We start from the raw sequence: 14,390 nt of genomic DNA on the forward strand, positions 1-14,390 counted from the left end.
GTCTGGATGCCGTCGGTGAATCCATAGTCGGATCGCGACCTATGCGCAGACCCCGGAAGTCGGGCCGGTTTTCTTCGAGATCTCACATCTGGGCTCGTGCCGGCAGCGAGCTCAGACGGCCGGCAGCTGCACGACGGCCGAGGCTCCCCCGTGAGGTCGATTCAGGAGCTCGGCGCGACCCCCGGCTCGTTCGACGAGGCCCCGGACGAGCGCGAGGCCGAGGCCGGTACCCCCGCGGATGCGACGGCGGGAGTCGTCGGCACGAGTGAAGCGGTCGAATGCGGCGTCGAGGAAGTCGTCCGGCACCCCCGGCCCGTCGTCGGAGACGGCAAGGTGCAGGACCTCCTTCCCGAGCACATTTCGCTGACTCAGGACGATCGTGACGACGCCGCCGTCGGGGCTGAACGTGACGGCGTTGGCGACGAGGTTGTCGGCGACGCGGCCGAAAGCCTCCGGCGAGAGGGCGTAGTCCGCGGCCAGGGCGGCGACCCCGTCGACGTCGTAGTCGATCGTTATGGTCGAAGCCGACGGGGCCACCCGGGCGCGGTCGACGGAGGCGAGGAGCTCGGCGACCAGTTCCTGCGCCCCCGTCGACGGCTGGGATCGCCCAGGCTCCGCGGACTGATCGAGTCGGGAGAGCTCGAGCAGGGTGGTGGTGAGGGTGGTCAGTCGATCGACGCTCGCCTGGGCCGCGGTGATCTCGGCCTCGAGGGCCTCGGCGTCGCCGCTCGACCGGTGCGCGAGCTCCAGCCGCGCCGTGAGCGACGCGAGCGGGGTTCGGAGCTCGTGGCTGGCGTCGGAGACCATCTGGCGCTCGTGGTCGGCGCTGGCGCGGAGCCTCGCGACGAAGACGTTGAGGGTGGCGGCGAGCCGGGTCAGCTCGTCGCCGGCGGGTGAGACGGGGAGCGCCTCACCGGTGTCGGCGTGGCTCAGCTGCTCGGCGGATTCGATGAGGCGGCGGATCGGCCGCAGCGACAGGCTGCTCAGCAGCCACGATGCCGCTGCGAACGCCAGGAGCGCGACGACCAGGCCCGCGAGGAGGGAGCGATCGAGCGCGGCGATGGTCAGGTCTCCTGACGACGTGCTCCGAGCGCCCCACAAGGTGAACCGGCCCTCGCTCGTCGTGAGATGGCGCTCGACGACGACATAGGTCGTCGTCCCGCTCGTCACGCGCCGGACGGGAGCCTCAGCGTCCTCCTCCCCGTGGGGCGCCCGCGCGAACCGGGAGTCGTGGAGGTCGCGGTCGTCGAGGTTCCGCTTGAGGCCCGCGGGCAGGGAGTCGACCAGGAAGGCGCCGGACTCGGCGCGGATCGCGACGAGGACTCCCGTCGAGGGCGTGTCGGGCGTCTCGTCCGGATTGGCCTGGAGATCCGCGACATAGGGGGCGATGTCGCTCCTGGCGAGGGTCGCCTCGCTGGATGCGGTCGTCGCTCGGACCTCGTGTGCCATCAGCCCGGCCACCGCCGCCAGGACAACGGCGGCGGCGAGGAAGCTGCCGAGGGTGATCCGAACCCGGATCGGCAGCGAGCCGAGTCGTCTCACGGCTCGGCCGGTGCGTCGAGGCGGTAGCCGACGCCGCGGACCGTCGAGATCGACACGTCCGCTCCCGCCGCCGCCAGCTTCTTGCGCACGTAGCTCACGTACTGGTCGACGATGGTGGGATCGAAGTGCTCCGACGACCCCCAGACCTCGTCGAGGATCGCAGCCCGCGAGCAGGCCTCGGGGGTCGACTGCACCAGGACCCGCAGGAGCGAGAACTCCTTGACGCTGAAGGGCACGACGCGGCCGCCGATGCGGGCCCGGAGCGCCATCGGATCGAGCTCCAGGGTGCCCGCGCTCAGCAGCGGTGCTGCCCGTAGCGGCGCCTCCCGGAGCATCTGGGCATCTGCCCGCCCTCGCAGCTGAGCGCGCAGCCGAGCGTTCAGCTCCGCCAGCGCGAACGGCTTCGTCAGATAGTCGTCCGCGCCGGCGTCGAGCCCGAAGATGCGGTCGTCCACGGCATCCCGTGCGGTGACGAGGATGACGGGAAACCGTCGACCGGCCTCGCGGAGCCGTCGGCAGATCTCGAACCCGGTCATCTCGGGCAGCATCACGTCGATGGCCGCCGCATCGAACTCGGCGGTGCTCGCTGCGATCAGGGCTGCCACTCCGTCGCCGACGGCCGTGACCTCGTGCCCCTCCCCCGCGAGGCTCTCGCTCACCAGCCCGCGCATCTCGACGTCGTCCTCGACGACCAGGATCCGTGCCACGGCCGCTCCTCCGCTCGACGCCGCTAGGCGATCCCACCGGTGTGCAGGAGCATACCGATGACGAATGTGGCCGCGAGGGCGACGGCGCCGCCCACGACGACTCGGATCGTGGCACGGGCCTTCGAGCTTGCACCGATGTGGGCCCCCACCGCTCCGGTGAGCGCGAGTGCGATCAGCACCGCCCCGAACGTCACGGGCACGCGGATCGACGACGGAGGCAGCAGGATCGCCGCGAGCGGCAGGATGGCCCCGATCGTGAACGCGAGCGCGGAGGCGGCTGCCGCATGCCAGGCGCTGACGACGTCGTCCTCGTCGATGTTCAGCTCCATGGCGAGGTGGGCCGCGAGGGCGTCCTTAGCCGTGAGCTCCTTCGCGACCGTCTCGGCGGTCTCCCGTGACAGCCCGCGGACTTCGTAGAGCGCTGTGAGCTCCTCGAGCTCAGCGTCCGGGTCGGAGTGGAGCTCTTCCCGCTCCTTGGCGATGAGAGTCTGCTGGCTGTCACGCTGACTGCTGACCGAGACGTACTCCCCAACCGCCATCGAGATCGCCCCGCCGACGAGTCCCGCGACTCCGGCCGTGGCGATGGCGCCCGTCGAGGTCGAGGCGCCTGCGACGCCCACGACGATCGCCGCGACCGAGACGATGCCGTCGTTGGCCCCGAGGACGCCCGCGCGCAGCCAGTTCAGCCGTTGCGCGAGGTTGCCCGTGTGCTGCTCGCCGTCGTGAGGTGGCGGGCCCTGTGTCGCATCCAGTCCGGTCATGCGCTCAGAGTGACCCTCTCCACGCCGGACTTCCAGCCTGGGTAGGCTTTCCTACCCCCGTGAACCCGGGCAACGTGAGCCCACCATGTGAGCATTCGAACATTCGGTCGTGCTTTACCGGCCCCTGCACGGTCCGGCCACACCTACGGTCAAGGCATGTCGACCTCTTCGAGCCGCCCAGTCCCCGCCCGCCCGCCCGCCACTCCGTCAGCTCGCCGCGCCTACGCCATTGCCACGGGCGTCGCCGTGCTGTTCATCTTCGCGCAGTCGGTGACCGCAGGCAGTTTCATCGAGGACGGACTCCCCGAGTCGACCAAGCAGACCTGGGTCGACGTCCACGGCGTCATGGCCTACCCGATAATGGTGTCCGCGCTCATCGCAGCCATCGTCGCGACAGTGCGCCTCGCGTCGGCGGGTCGACTCAGGATCGCCGCCGTCGTGCTGTTCGCCGCCACCGTCGCACAGTGGCTCTCTGGTCATGCCATCTCTGGGCTGGGCATGGACTGGATGACGCCCTTCCATGTCGCTCTGGCCTTCGTGGTCTACGGGCTCGCCGTCTGGCTGTCCGTTCAGTCGGCGCGGCTCAACCGGACTTCGAGCTGAGACGTACCGGCCACGCTGGCGGGAGCTCAGACGAGCGGGCCGTCGTCCTCCGTGCTGCGCCGCGTGACCCGCTCGCCCGAGACGGAGTCGACGCCCGTTCGCGAGGTCGAGACGACGCGACGGCGGCGGGTCGCCAGGACGATGCCGAGGATCACTCCGAACGCACCGGCGGCCATGAGGATGTAGCCGATCAGGTGGATGTCGATGCCCGCGACCTGGAAGTTGAGGGCGAACGCCAGGATGGCGCCGATGACGAGCAGGAAGATGCCTCCGCCGATACTCATGGTCAGTCCTTTCGTCGTCCGTGTGTGTGGCTTGTGAAGCGTAGCGGCAGAGCACCGCTGGCGCCCGCGCGAGGCCGCTTTCAGTCGCGCGGCACGCGCACCGTCAGGCCGCCCGGCTTGACCGTCGTCCGGAAGCCGACCGCCTTGCCGAACTCGTCGCCGTCGATCTCGATGTCTTCGGGCCCGCGGAGCTTCACCGTGACCGACTTGGCCTTGACGTAGCGGAGCGCGTCGTCTTCCCGGCCCTTGAGCTTGTCGGCGAACGGCAGTCGCCGGACTACGCCGTTCTCCCAGAACACCTTGTACAGGATCTGCAGCCACCCGAGGAAGCTCTCCGGCCGCAAGAGCAGGATGTCGAACACCCCGTCGTCGATGGCGGCGTCCGGCAGCAGGAGGATGTTCGCGGGGAGGGCTCCGCAGTTGCCGATGATGATCGTGTTCGCGCGCATGGTGCGGGCGGGCTTGCCGTCGAAGCTGTAGCGGAACTCGAGGTGGTTCTTCTCTCGCAGAGTGGTGACGAGGGCCTTGGCGTAAGCGAGCCACCCCACCCTCTTCTTGAGGTCGGCGTCGGTGTTGGCGAGCATCCGCGCGTCGACGCCGAGACCCGCCATCACCACGTAGACGTGCTTGGTGACGCTGTCGTCGTCGCGCCGGATGTCGATCAGGCCCAGGTCGATGGCGCGGTCGTCGCCGGCGAATGCCGTGTGGAGGGCGTTGTCGAGATCTTCGAGGGTCAGCTTGAGGTTGCGGGCCAGGAGGTTGCCGGTACCGGACGGCAGAAGCGCCAGCGAGGCCGACGAGTCGTGCATGCCCTCGGCCACGGCGCGCACCGTCCCGTCTCCCCCGGCCGCGATGATCATCGTGGCTCCTGCGGCGAGCGCCTCGGCTGCAGGGCCCTGGCCGGCGTCCTCCTCGGAGGTCTCGAACCAGAGCGTGCTCGGCCAGCCGGCTTCCTTCTCGGCGACGGCGACGGCCTGCCGAACGGCCTCGACGTCGATCTTGATCGGGTTGTACACGACCGCGGCCTGACGGGCAGGGGCGGAGGGAGGGGTCGTCATGCGCTCACCGTACCGGGTGGCTCCTCAGTGCTGTGCCCCACCGTCACCCGCGCGTACGACCGGGCACTCGGTCGGGTGACCGTCGTCACGCGGCGGGCAGGATGCCGCCGAGGTCGAGCGAGGCCGTCATGGCGGAGAGGAGGGTGATGATGCGCTTCGACTCGCGGGGAGACAGGCCGGCCAGAAGCGCGCGGACGTCGTCACGCGAGTCGCCGAGCGCCGCGGAGAACTCGGCCTTCGCGGCCGGTGTGAGGTACAGGAGATGCCCTCTCCCGTCTCGAGGATTGTCGGTGCGGCTCAGGAGTCCGCGATCCATCATGCGAGACACGATGATCGTGCTGGCCCCGCTGGTGACGCCGAGAGCCCGGGCGATGTCGAGCGCCCGGACGGGTTGGCCGAGACGCCCGAGCCGAGCCACGAACTCGAGCGCCGAGATCTCGTTCGCTCGAAGCTGGAGGCGGTCACGGAGGCGCCAGCGGAGGTGAGCGTCGGCCGTCTGGAGGGCGGACATCGCCTCGAGGAGCGCGATCGGCGTCACGGGCATGGGGACCTCTTCTTCGCGCCGGCTGTCGCCGTCACCCTCGCTGTCGAGGGATGTCACGATGCTGCTCACGATGGACCTTCCGTAGGGGGTCCGCAAGCATGCGCCATCGTCCGATGAACATCCGCGGGAGGCCATCGAAGCACACTCCCGTCGACGCCCTCGCATCCGCCTCCGTCGTGCGGCCTGCGCGGGCGGCGAGGCACCGGGCGGAAGCCGTGTCGTTCGACACGCCCCTAGGCCCGGTGTGCGGCAGCGGCGCGGCGACGGCGACGGCTGGCCGTGACCAGGACCGCCCCGCCGACGAGGAGCAGGCCGGCGGCCGCACCCGCGCCGATCGTGTCGGTGCCGGTGTACGCGAGCTCGGCACCGGAGCCTGTGCCAGCGCCGGTGCCCGTGCCTGTCCCAGTCCCAGTGCCCGTCCCAGTGCCTGTGCCTGTGCCTGTGCCTGTGCCTGTGCCTGTGCCAGTGCCAGTGCCAGCACCGGTACCCGCGGGGGTCCGGACGGTCACGGTGTAGGTCGCGGAATCGGTCGGGGTGGTGCCGTTGCTCGCGGTGATGGTAAAGGTCGTCTTGCCCGGAGTCGTCGGAGTGCCCGAGATGACGCCCGTCGTGCCGTTGAGGACGAGGCCGGCGGGCAGCGTGGTCGAGGTGAACGTCGGCTTCGGCGAGCCTGTTGCTGTCACCGTGTACGTGTACGGCGTTCCCGCCGTCGCGGTCGTCGGAGCGCCCGACGTGATCGTGGGCGCGGTGGTCTCGGACGTGGTACCCGGGTTCGGGCAGCCGGTCGGCGCCGTGATGGTGTTCGTGTCCAGGGTCACCGCACCGGTGCGGGCGAGGAGACGGCCGACGATGGTGGCTCTCGTGGTCGCGGTCACCGACTCCTGGGCCAGGACCGTGCCTTGGAACTGAGCCGCCGAGCCGATCGTCGCCGAGCTCCCGACCTGCCAGAACACGTTGCAGGCGGTCGCACCGCCCGTGATCGTGATGCGGGTCGCCGATCCGATCGTGAGCGTCGAGGCGGCCTGGAACACCCAGACCGACTTCGCACTGCCGGCCAGGGTGAGTGCGCCGTTGTTGGAGAGGATGAGGTCATCGCCCGTGTACACGCCCGGGGTGAGGCTCAGGCCGCTCAGCTCGCTGATCCCCTTGCGGGTGGGGGTCAGGGATGCGGCGACGTTGTAGGCCGTGGTGGTGTCCGCCTGCGCCTGCGTCGCCTCGGCGTCGGTCGTGTGGATGGTGCCGTTGACGATGCCGGGGCCGCCGTCGAATCCGGTGATGGCGGTGCCGGGCGAGACGCCCAGGTCGCCGTCGACGAGGGTCGTGCCGGTATTGGTGACGGTGCTGGCACCGAGGACCCCGAAGGTCTTCGCGGTGCCGAGGTTCACGGGGCCGTCGAGGACGGTCGCCGCGGAGGCCGTCGACGCGGCCCCGAGAGTGAGGGCCGCAGCGAGACCGATGCCGGTGGCCACGACGAGAAGCGGACGGAAGATGGGCGTGCTGGCCATGGTGGCCCCTGCCTGAGTGGGAGAGGCACATGTGTAAGCGTCGACGACGCCCCCGTGATCCCCGGTACCCGAGTTATACCTGAAGATTGGTCGAAACAGGCCTTCTAGTTCACAGATTCAATTAAGACGTCGCAAACCGGCCTTCCGGTGTCTCACGATTTCAATCAACCTGGCAATTCGCCCGGCTCCGGGGAGAACCGCTCAAAGAGGCGTGTACTTGGCGCATGTCGGCAGGCAGCCTCTGGGTGGGGCCGCCTGGCTGGGTCGGGGTAAGACCTGCGACATGAGGTGCAGGGCACACGATTCGGGTCGGAGTGCCGCATCGTGATGGGGGTGACACGCTTCGGGTCGTGGCACCCCATCAACCCCGCCTTCGATCAGCCGCAGTACTCGATCAGCCGCAGTACTCGGACGGCGGGATGCCGCTGTCGGCGAGGGTGATCCCGACCACCTCGTCGCGCTCGCCGACGCTGAAGTCGATCCAGCGGCCGTTCTCTCCGCTGAGCCCGTAGTACGTGGTGATGTCGCCGTAGGCGCCCGTCTTCGGGATGCCCGGATAGGCCGCCTTCAGTGCCGCGACCGTCGACCCGATGCCGATGCCGGCCTCCGTCTTCGGCGATGCGGCGATGACCGTCGAGCTGATTGGCTGCGAGTTGTCGCCCGAGACCGCCACCAGGGTCGTGACGTCGGGATTCGCCGGCAGGAACGTGGTGGCGAACTGGGGGGTGCCCTTGCCGTAGAAGAAGTCGGCGGGACACATGCCGCCCTGCCCGAGCTCCTGATTCTCGGACCCGGTGTACCCGAGGCCCGTCATGACCGTCGCTTCGGCCTTCTGGTTTCCGCCGATCGTGAGTGGTCCGACGCGGGTGAACGTGATGGGCCATGTGGACGTGTCGTCGGCGGTGAACGAGCTCGTCGGCGTCGGCGTGCTCGCCTCGGTCGGGGCGGCTGTCGGGGCCGGAGCCTCGGTGGCGCTCGGCGCCTCGGCGGTCGGCGTCTCGGTGCTCGGCCCGGCGGCGCTGGGGCCGGTGGAGCAGGCGGTGAGGAGCGCGGCCGCGACGGCTGCCGCGACCATGGCCGCCGCGATCCTGCGCCTGCTGTGATGAGTGGTGTCGTTCATGGAATCCCCCTTCGTCGAGTGTGGTCCTAGTCAGTGATGTCCGCGGCGGGCAAAAGGTTTCATCCGGTTCAGCGGCGGCTGCGGAGCGATCCCGCGGCGGCGAAGGCCACAGCCAGCAGCACGGCGACGAGCCAGAACGAGTCGAGCAGGCCGATGGCCTCGGACAGCCCGCCGATGACGGGCGGCCCCGCGAGGTTGGCGAGGTAGCCGACCGAGGCGACGGCGCTGACCCGCGCGGCGGCGTTGGGCCCGCTCTCGGCCGCGGCCGACATGCCGAGCGGGAAGCCCATCGACACGCCGAAGCCCCACAGCACCACCCCGACGAGCACGACCCAGACCGGCCCGCCGAGGATGAAGACCGCCAGCCCGACGACGCCGATCGCCGTCGTCAGGCGGATCGTGCGGACGCGGCCGATCCGATCCACGACGGGCCCTCCCGCCACGCGCGCCGCCGTCTCGGAGATCGCGAACACGGTGAAGAACAGTGCGGCGACGGTCTCGGTCTGCCCGTGTCCGTCGCGGGCGGAGAGCGACAGCCAGCTGTTCGCCGTGCCCTCTCCGAGCTCCGCACCGAGCATGACGACGCCGATCAGCAGGAGTCGCGGGTCGAGCAGCCGACGGGCAGACTGCCCCAGACGCACCCGCCACGGCACGCCGTCCACTCCCCCGACCTCGGCTGCCTCGCCCTCCTCGGCGGGCGACAGCCGCAGGTACGCCGTCGCCCCCAGGCCGACGACGGCGATCAGGGCGGCTTCGGCCAGGAACTGCCACGCGAACCCGACGCCGAGCGCGGCTGCCCCGGCGCCGATCCCGGACCCGATCACGGCCCCCGCCGACCAGGCGGCGTGGAGCAGGGGCATCAGCGTCCGGCCGGCGGCCTTCTCGACGGCGGCACCCTGAACGTTGATCAGCACGTCGAAGGAGCCGACCGCCAGCCCGACGACCACGAAGCCGACCACCGTGGCCGGCACGGACGCGGCGACCCCTGCGCCCAGCCCCACGAGGGCGATGCCGACGCCGATGAGCACCGCGGCCCCGCCGATGGCGCGGCGCGGACCGAAGCGGGCGAGTGCGTGCGCCGCGAGCGACAGCCCCGTGACGGAGCCGACGGTGACGCCGGCCAGGGCGATCCCGATCAGGCCGTCGCCGATGCCGAGAGAGTCGCGGATGCTCGGCAGTCGGGGACCCCAGGTCGACAGCGCGATCCCGCCCAGGGCGAAGAGCACCATGACGGCGTTGCGCCACGACGTCGTGGTCGACGCCGGGGCGAGACGGGCTGAGCGGTTCGTCATGCGGACTCCCGGAGCGTGAGCGTCAGCGGCACGCTGATGTCGTGCGACGGGTCGTCGCGATGGGTGTGGTCGCCGAGCGCGTCGTGCAGGAGGCCCAGAGCCTCGCGCGCCAGGCGGGTCGTGTCGATCGCCAGCGTCGTGAGCTCGGGCGTGACCGCTCGGCCCACGGCGAGGCCGTCGATGCCCATGACGGCGACGTCGCCGGGAACGGCACGCCCGGCTTCGGCGAGCGCCTTCAACGCGCCGATCGCCATGATGTCGTTGTACGCCACGAGCGCGTCGACGTCGGGCCAGGCGGCCAGGATCTCGCGCGCCGCCCGCAGCCCGCCGTCCATCGACTCGACGCCGGCGTAGGAGGGCCGGCTCTCCCCCTCGAGCCCCCTCGAAGCGACGTGCCGACGGTACAGCTCGAGTCGGTCGCCGGAGCCCTCGGTCGAGTCGACGAACGCGATGCGCGTGCGCCCCGACGACACGAGGTGGTCGATGGCCTGACCCACGGCCGTCGCGAGGTCCAGCACGACCCGCGCGTCCAGGCGCGGGTGCGCCGGCCCGTCGAGCATGACCAGCGGCATCCGGAGCCCGGTGCCGCTGAGGACGTCGTCGGGCAGCAGCGACATCGTGTCGTTCCGGCATCCGGTCAGGACGACCGCGTCGACGCTCTGGGTCATCGACGCCAGTTGCGCGCGTCCCTTGAGCGGGTCGCTCCCCACGTCGCACAGGAGCAGGCTCCAGTCGCGCTCGGCAGCCTGCCTCGACAGGGCCGAGGCCAGCTCGGCGAAGTACGGGTTGCTGAGGTCGTCGACCACGAAGCCGACCGTCGTCAGGCGCCCCTGGACCAGCCCCTGGGCCGCCCGATTGGGACGGTAGTTGAGGCTGCGCGCCGCCGCGACGACGCGCTCGCGGGTCGCCGGCGAGATGTCGGCGAGACCGTTGAGGGCGCGGGTGACCGTCTGCCGGGACACCCCGGCGAGCTCGGCCACGTCGATGATCGTGGCCCGTGGGGGCACGGAGCTCATGCGCGGGCCGCTACTTCCCCGTCACCGGAGGTCCAGCCAGGCGACCTGCTCCGGGGTCAGCTCGACGCCGAGACCGCGCATCGACGAGCGCGCCTCGGCGATGGTGCGCGGCCCGAAGAGCGGGAAGGTCGGGAACGGCTGGTGCAGCACGAAGGCGAGGGCGATCGCGGTCGCCGCCACGCCGTGCTCGGCGCCGAGCTGCTCGGCCCGGCGCAGGCGCTCGAAGTTGTCGTCGCTGTAGTAGCAGCGGACGAGCTCGGCGTCGGTGAGGTCGTCGGGGCGCGCGCGGCCGGTGAAGAAGCCGCGGGCCTGCGACGACCAGGGCAGCAGCGGAATCTGGCGCTCTTCGAGCCACCGCTTCGACTCCGGATCGGTGACGTGCTCGCACCCGGCCCACGGGACGTCGTATGCCTCGGCGAGTCCGAAGTGGTTCGAGAGCACCGAGAACTCGGCGCGGCCGTTGGCCCGGGCGTAGGCGTTGGCCTCGTCCACGCGAGCCGGCGTCCAGTTGGAGCCGCCGTACACGTGGATCCGCCCGGCAGCGCGGTGCTCGTCGAGCACGTCGACGAACTCGCCCACCGGCACGTCGGTGTTGTCCCTGTGCATCATGTAGATGTCGGCGTACCCGGTGCCCTGGCGATCCAGGCTTTCGAGCAGCTGCCGGCTCAGCGACTCCGGATCGCAGTAGGGGGTGTGGGCGCCCTTGGTGATGACCACGAGGTCCTCGCGGATCCCGCGGTTCGCGATCCACCGTCCGAGCCGCTCCTCCATCTCGCCGTGGCCGTAGAGCCAGCCGGTGTCGAAGGTGTTGCCGCCCTGGCTGACGAAGTGGTCGAAGATCGCCGACGCGTGCGCCAGGTTCTCCTGGTTGTCGACGCCCATGATCAGCCGCGACACCCTCTTGCCGACGCCGTCGATCTCGCCGTATACCATCGGCGCGTGGGGCGACACCGCGAGCGGCGCCCCGGTGACGGGAGGGATGGACACGTCTTCCCGCTCGAACGGGTAGCGGAGTGAGATCGCCTCCCGCCACTGGTCGAGGACGCGGGCCGTGCCGACGCTGTCGTCGAGGCCGCTCTCGAGGGTCTCGCCGCTGCCGTCCCGCAGCGCGGCGATGGTGGCGGCGGCTTCCAGCCCGTACGGCTGCGCGCCGGAGAACGAGAGCGACCGGGTCTCGCCGTCGACCGTGCGCACGGTCATCTCGGGCTGCTCGCCGAGCGTCCACGGGTCGGTGAGCACGATGCTTCCGAGCGACCCGGTGATCGTGACCGCGTTGGCGTCGTCGACGCGGACGCCGCAGCGCACCGTCGCCGTGACGCCGTCGCCGAAGTCGAGCTGAGCGACCGTCCACTCGTCGACGCCGGTCGGCCCGAGCGTGCCCTTGGCTGTGACGGCGAGCGGCTCGGCGAACGCACGGCCCCGCGCGGCGCCCACGACCGCGCGGGCCATGGAGACGGGATACCCGCCCACGTCGAGGATCCCGCCGCCGGCGGTCTCGACGTCGAACAGGCGGCCCTCGCGCACGGCCACTGCGAACGAGAACGCGGCGTCGACGTGCACGAGCTCGCCGATCGCCCCCTCGCGCACGAGGTCGAGGAGGGCGCGGGTCTGCGGGTGGAAGCGGTACATGTACGCCTCGACGAGGGTCGCCCCGGCCTGCCTGGCCTCGTCGGCGACGACCATCGTCGTTCCCGCGTTGGGCGTGAGGGGCTTCTCGCAGAGCACCGCCTTGCCGGCCGCGATCGCGTCGAGCACCAGGCGCGCGTGACCGGTGTGGACCGTGGCCACGTAGACGGCGTCGATGCTCGGGTCGGCGAGGATCTCGGCGTAGGTCCCTGTCCGCACGGCGTCGCCGCCGGAGCCGTCAGGGCCACCGGAGCCGCCGGGCCCGGCGCCCTGCTCGACGGCGAACGCCGCGAGGCCGGCCGCGCGCCCCTCGTCCGTGCTGCCGACCGCGGCCAGCACGCCGCCCGACGAGGGAAGCTGCAAGACGAAGCGGCGCGCGATGGATCCGGCGCCGAGCACTGCCCAGCGGGCCGTCGTAGGAGAGGTCATCGGTCTTCTTCCTCGGTGAAGTGAGCGACCGTGAACGTTCACGGCCACGCACACGCTATCAAGATCCGGCGCGTCACGCACCTGCTCGAGAGAGCGTCAGAGCAGCCCGAGCTCCATCGCCAGCGTCACAGCACGGGTCCGGTCGCTCACCCCGAGCTTCTCGAAGACGTGGATCAGGTGCGTCTCCACGGTGGCCTCGCTGACGAACAGCTCGCCGGCGATGGACCGGTTGCTGTGGCCCGAGGCGACCAGCGCGAGCACCTGCCGCTCGCGCGCGGTGAGCGCCGGCGTCGCGGCCTGCGCTCCGGCCGGCGCGGCGACGCGACGCACGAGCATGGCAGCGATCGAGGGCGCCAGCGCGACCTCTCCCCGCGCGGCCGAGCGGACGCCGGCCAGCAGCTCGTCTTCCGGAGACGCCTTGAGCAGGTAGCCGACGGCGCCTGCCTCGATGGCGGTCAGGATCTGCTCGTCGGTCTCGTAGGTCGTGAGCACGACGACGCGCACGGCGGGGTCGCGGGCGATGATCTCCGCCGTCGCCCGGTCGCCCGAGAGCACCGGCATGCGGAGGTCCATCAGCACCAGGTCCGGCTGGAGCGCGGCTGCGAGGTCCACCGCCTCCCGCCCGTCACCCGCCACTCCGACGACATCCACGTCGTCGGTCGCGGCGAGCAGCGCGACGATGCCGCTTCGCACGATCGGATGGTCGTCGGCGACGATGACACGGATCACGAGGCGCTCCCGAGCGGCAGCGAGGCCACGAGAGTCGATCCGCTCCCCGGCGCGCTCCGCACCTCGAGCCGGCCGTCGGCGAGGTCTAGGCGCGCGCGCATCCCGGCCAGGCCGTAGCCGTCGGAGGGGCGCGCAGGATCGAACCCCGCCCCGTCGTCCCCGACCGTCAGGCGCACTTCGGCGCCCGCCCGGATCAGCCCGAGACGGGCCGACACCGCCCCCGAGTGCTTCCTGACGTTGGCGAGCCCCTCCTGAGCACAGCGGAGCAGCACCACCTCGACGTCGCGGTCGAGACCGTCGACCCGATCGACGTCGAGGTCGACGTGGATCCCGGTCTCCCGCTCGAAGCGGCCGGCCAGACGCCGCAGCGCCGGCTCGACGCCTCCCCCGAGGTCGACCGCCGAGGTCGAGGCGACGAGCGACCGGGCCTCCGTGAGGGCCTCCCGCGCGTTCTCCTCGAGGAGGGCCGCGGTGTCGCCGGCCACGTCGAGCGTGTCGGCGGCCAGCTCCCGCTTGAGCCGCTGCGTCAGGAGCACGACGCCCGTCAGGCTCTGCGCGATCGTGTCGTGGATCTCCCGGGCGAGGCGCTCCCGCTCGCCGGAGGCACCCGACTCGCGGCTGAGCGTGGCCAGCCGCACCTGCGCGAGCGTCAGCTCGTCGAGCAGCTTCTGGCGCTCCTCGCTGAGCTCGGCGAGCCGGGTGATCCAGACCCCGAGCGCGATGCTGCCGACGAGGCTGATGCCCTCGATGAGCACGGCCTGGGTCCAGTCGTCGGGCGCGGACCCGAGGCCCGTCGCCATGGCCACCGCGATGACGACGGTCAGCAGCGCGTTCACCGCGACAGCGACGCGGACCCGATCGACCGTCACCCAGATCAGAGGGCAGGCGATGGCCTGGACGAACGCCGTGCTCGGGTCGACGAACACCATGACGCCGGATGCCACGACGAGGATCGCCAGGAAGGCCGCCGCCGCTGTCGGCCGGGTAAAGCCGCGGCGGCCGAACGCGCACCAGGCGAGCGACAGCAGCGCGATGACGATCACGGCGACGATCCGGTCGGCGTCCCCCGCGACGAGGTTGATGACGCAGATGGAGGCGATCAGGGCCATCGTCGCCCCGAAGAAGAGGTCCCACCACCGTGCTCCGGTCATGGTGCTCAGCCTCTCACGCGACG

General features: G+C 71.1%; 14 protein-coding genes. 1 reads left to right on the forward strand and 13 read right to left on the reverse strand.

Going from position 1 to position 14,390, the window contains the following annotated elements; genetic code table 11:
- Window positions 1–111: 111 nt before the first annotated feature.
- The 3 genes from AC07TY_RS17760 to AC07TY_RS17770 are packed head-to-tail and all read right to left on the reverse strand — an operon-like array spanning window position 112 to window position 3,010.
- Complete coding sequence (locus tag AC07TY_RS17760) at window positions 112–1,542, reverse strand: HAMP domain-containing sensor histidine kinase (protein WP_494786186.1); 1,431 nt, start codon at window positions 1,540–1,542, stop codon at window positions 112–114.
- A complete protein-coding gene (locus AC07TY_RS17765) occupies window positions 1,539–2,249 on the reverse strand; it encodes a response regulator transcription factor (RefSeq protein ID WP_494786187.1) in 711 nt (236 codons plus the stop codon). The genes AC07TY_RS17760 and AC07TY_RS17765 overlap by 4 nt, the downstream gene beginning before the upstream one ends.
- Window positions 2,250–2,272: 23 nt before the next feature.
- The gene (locus AC07TY_RS17770) at window positions 2,273–3,010 is read right to left on the reverse strand and encodes a VIT1/CCC1 transporter family protein (protein WP_494786188.1); all 738 of its coding nucleotides are present in this window, start codon (window positions 3,008–3,010) and stop codon (window positions 2,273–2,275) included.
- Window positions 3,011–3,166: 156 nt separating this feature from the next.
- On the opposite strand from AC07TY_RS17770, the gene AC07TY_RS17775 reads away from it, so the two are divergent.
- On the forward strand, window positions 3,167–3,613 hold the full coding sequence (locus tag AC07TY_RS17775; RefSeq protein ID WP_494786189.1) for a hypothetical protein: 447 nt from the start codon (window positions 3,167–3,169) through the stop codon (window positions 3,611–3,613).
- 26 nt (window positions 3,614–3,639) lie between these two features.
- Here AC07TY_RS17775 and AC07TY_RS17780 read toward each other — a convergent pair whose 3' ends face one another.
- From AC07TY_RS17780 to AC07TY_RS17825, 10 genes are all read right to left on the reverse strand, one after another.
- Entirely contained in the window at window positions 3,640–3,897 is a 258-nt protein-coding gene (locus AC07TY_RS17780) for a DUF6458 family protein (protein ID WP_494786190.1), read from the reverse strand.
- 80 nt (window positions 3,898–3,977) lie between these two features.
- Window positions 3,978–4,955 carry a diacylglycerol/lipid kinase family protein gene (locus tag AC07TY_RS17785; protein ID WP_488624313.1) on the reverse strand — a complete coding sequence of 326 codons (978 nt, stop codon included), beginning with the start codon at window positions 4,953–4,955 and terminating at the stop codon, window positions 3,978–3,980.
- Between the two features lie 85 nt (window positions 4,956–5,040).
- Entirely contained in the window at window positions 5,041–5,568 is a 528-nt protein-coding gene (locus AC07TY_RS17790) for a MarR family winged helix-turn-helix transcriptional regulator (protein ID WP_494786191.1), read from the reverse strand.
- A 164-nt stretch (window positions 5,569–5,732) separates the two neighbouring features.
- Entirely contained in the window at window positions 5,733–7,004 is a 1,272-nt protein-coding gene (locus AC07TY_RS17795; RefSeq protein WP_494786192.1) for an ice-binding family protein, read from the reverse strand.
- Between the two features lie 394 nt (window positions 7,005–7,398).
- Window positions 7,399–8,124, reverse strand: a complete 726-nt coding sequence (locus AC07TY_RS17800; protein WP_494786193.1) for a hypothetical protein — start codon at window positions 8,122–8,124, stop codon at window positions 7,399–7,401.
- Window positions 8,125–8,192: 68 nt separating this feature from the next.
- Window positions 8,193–9,416, reverse strand: coding sequence for an MFS transporter (locus AC07TY_RS17805; protein WP_488624317.1), 1,224 nt, complete (start codon window positions 9,414–9,416; stop codon window positions 8,193–8,195).
- Window positions 9,413–10,432, reverse strand: coding sequence for a LacI family DNA-binding transcriptional regulator (locus AC07TY_RS17810; RefSeq protein ID WP_494786194.1), 1,020 nt, complete (start codon window positions 10,430–10,432; stop codon window positions 9,413–9,415). The genes AC07TY_RS17805 and AC07TY_RS17810 overlap by 4 nt, the downstream gene beginning before the upstream one ends.
- Window positions 10,433–10,453: 21 nt before the next feature.
- Entirely contained in the window at window positions 10,454–12,487 is a 2,034-nt protein-coding gene (locus tag AC07TY_RS17815) for an aldo/keto reductase (RefSeq protein WP_494786195.1), read from the reverse strand.
- Window positions 12,488–12,583: 96 nt separating this feature from the next.
- Window positions 12,584–13,216, reverse strand: a complete 633-nt coding sequence (locus AC07TY_RS17820) for a response regulator transcription factor (protein ID WP_494786196.1) — start codon at window positions 13,214–13,216, stop codon at window positions 12,584–12,586.
- Complete coding sequence (locus AC07TY_RS17825; protein WP_494786197.1) at window positions 13,213–14,367, reverse strand: sensor histidine kinase; 1,155 nt, start codon at window positions 14,365–14,367, stop codon at window positions 13,213–13,215. The genes AC07TY_RS17820 and AC07TY_RS17825 overlap by 4 nt, the downstream gene beginning before the upstream one ends.
- Window positions 14,368–14,390: the final 23 nt, after the last annotated feature.

The organism is Frondihabitans sp. GW821-FHT04F02, from assembly GCF_059420045.1.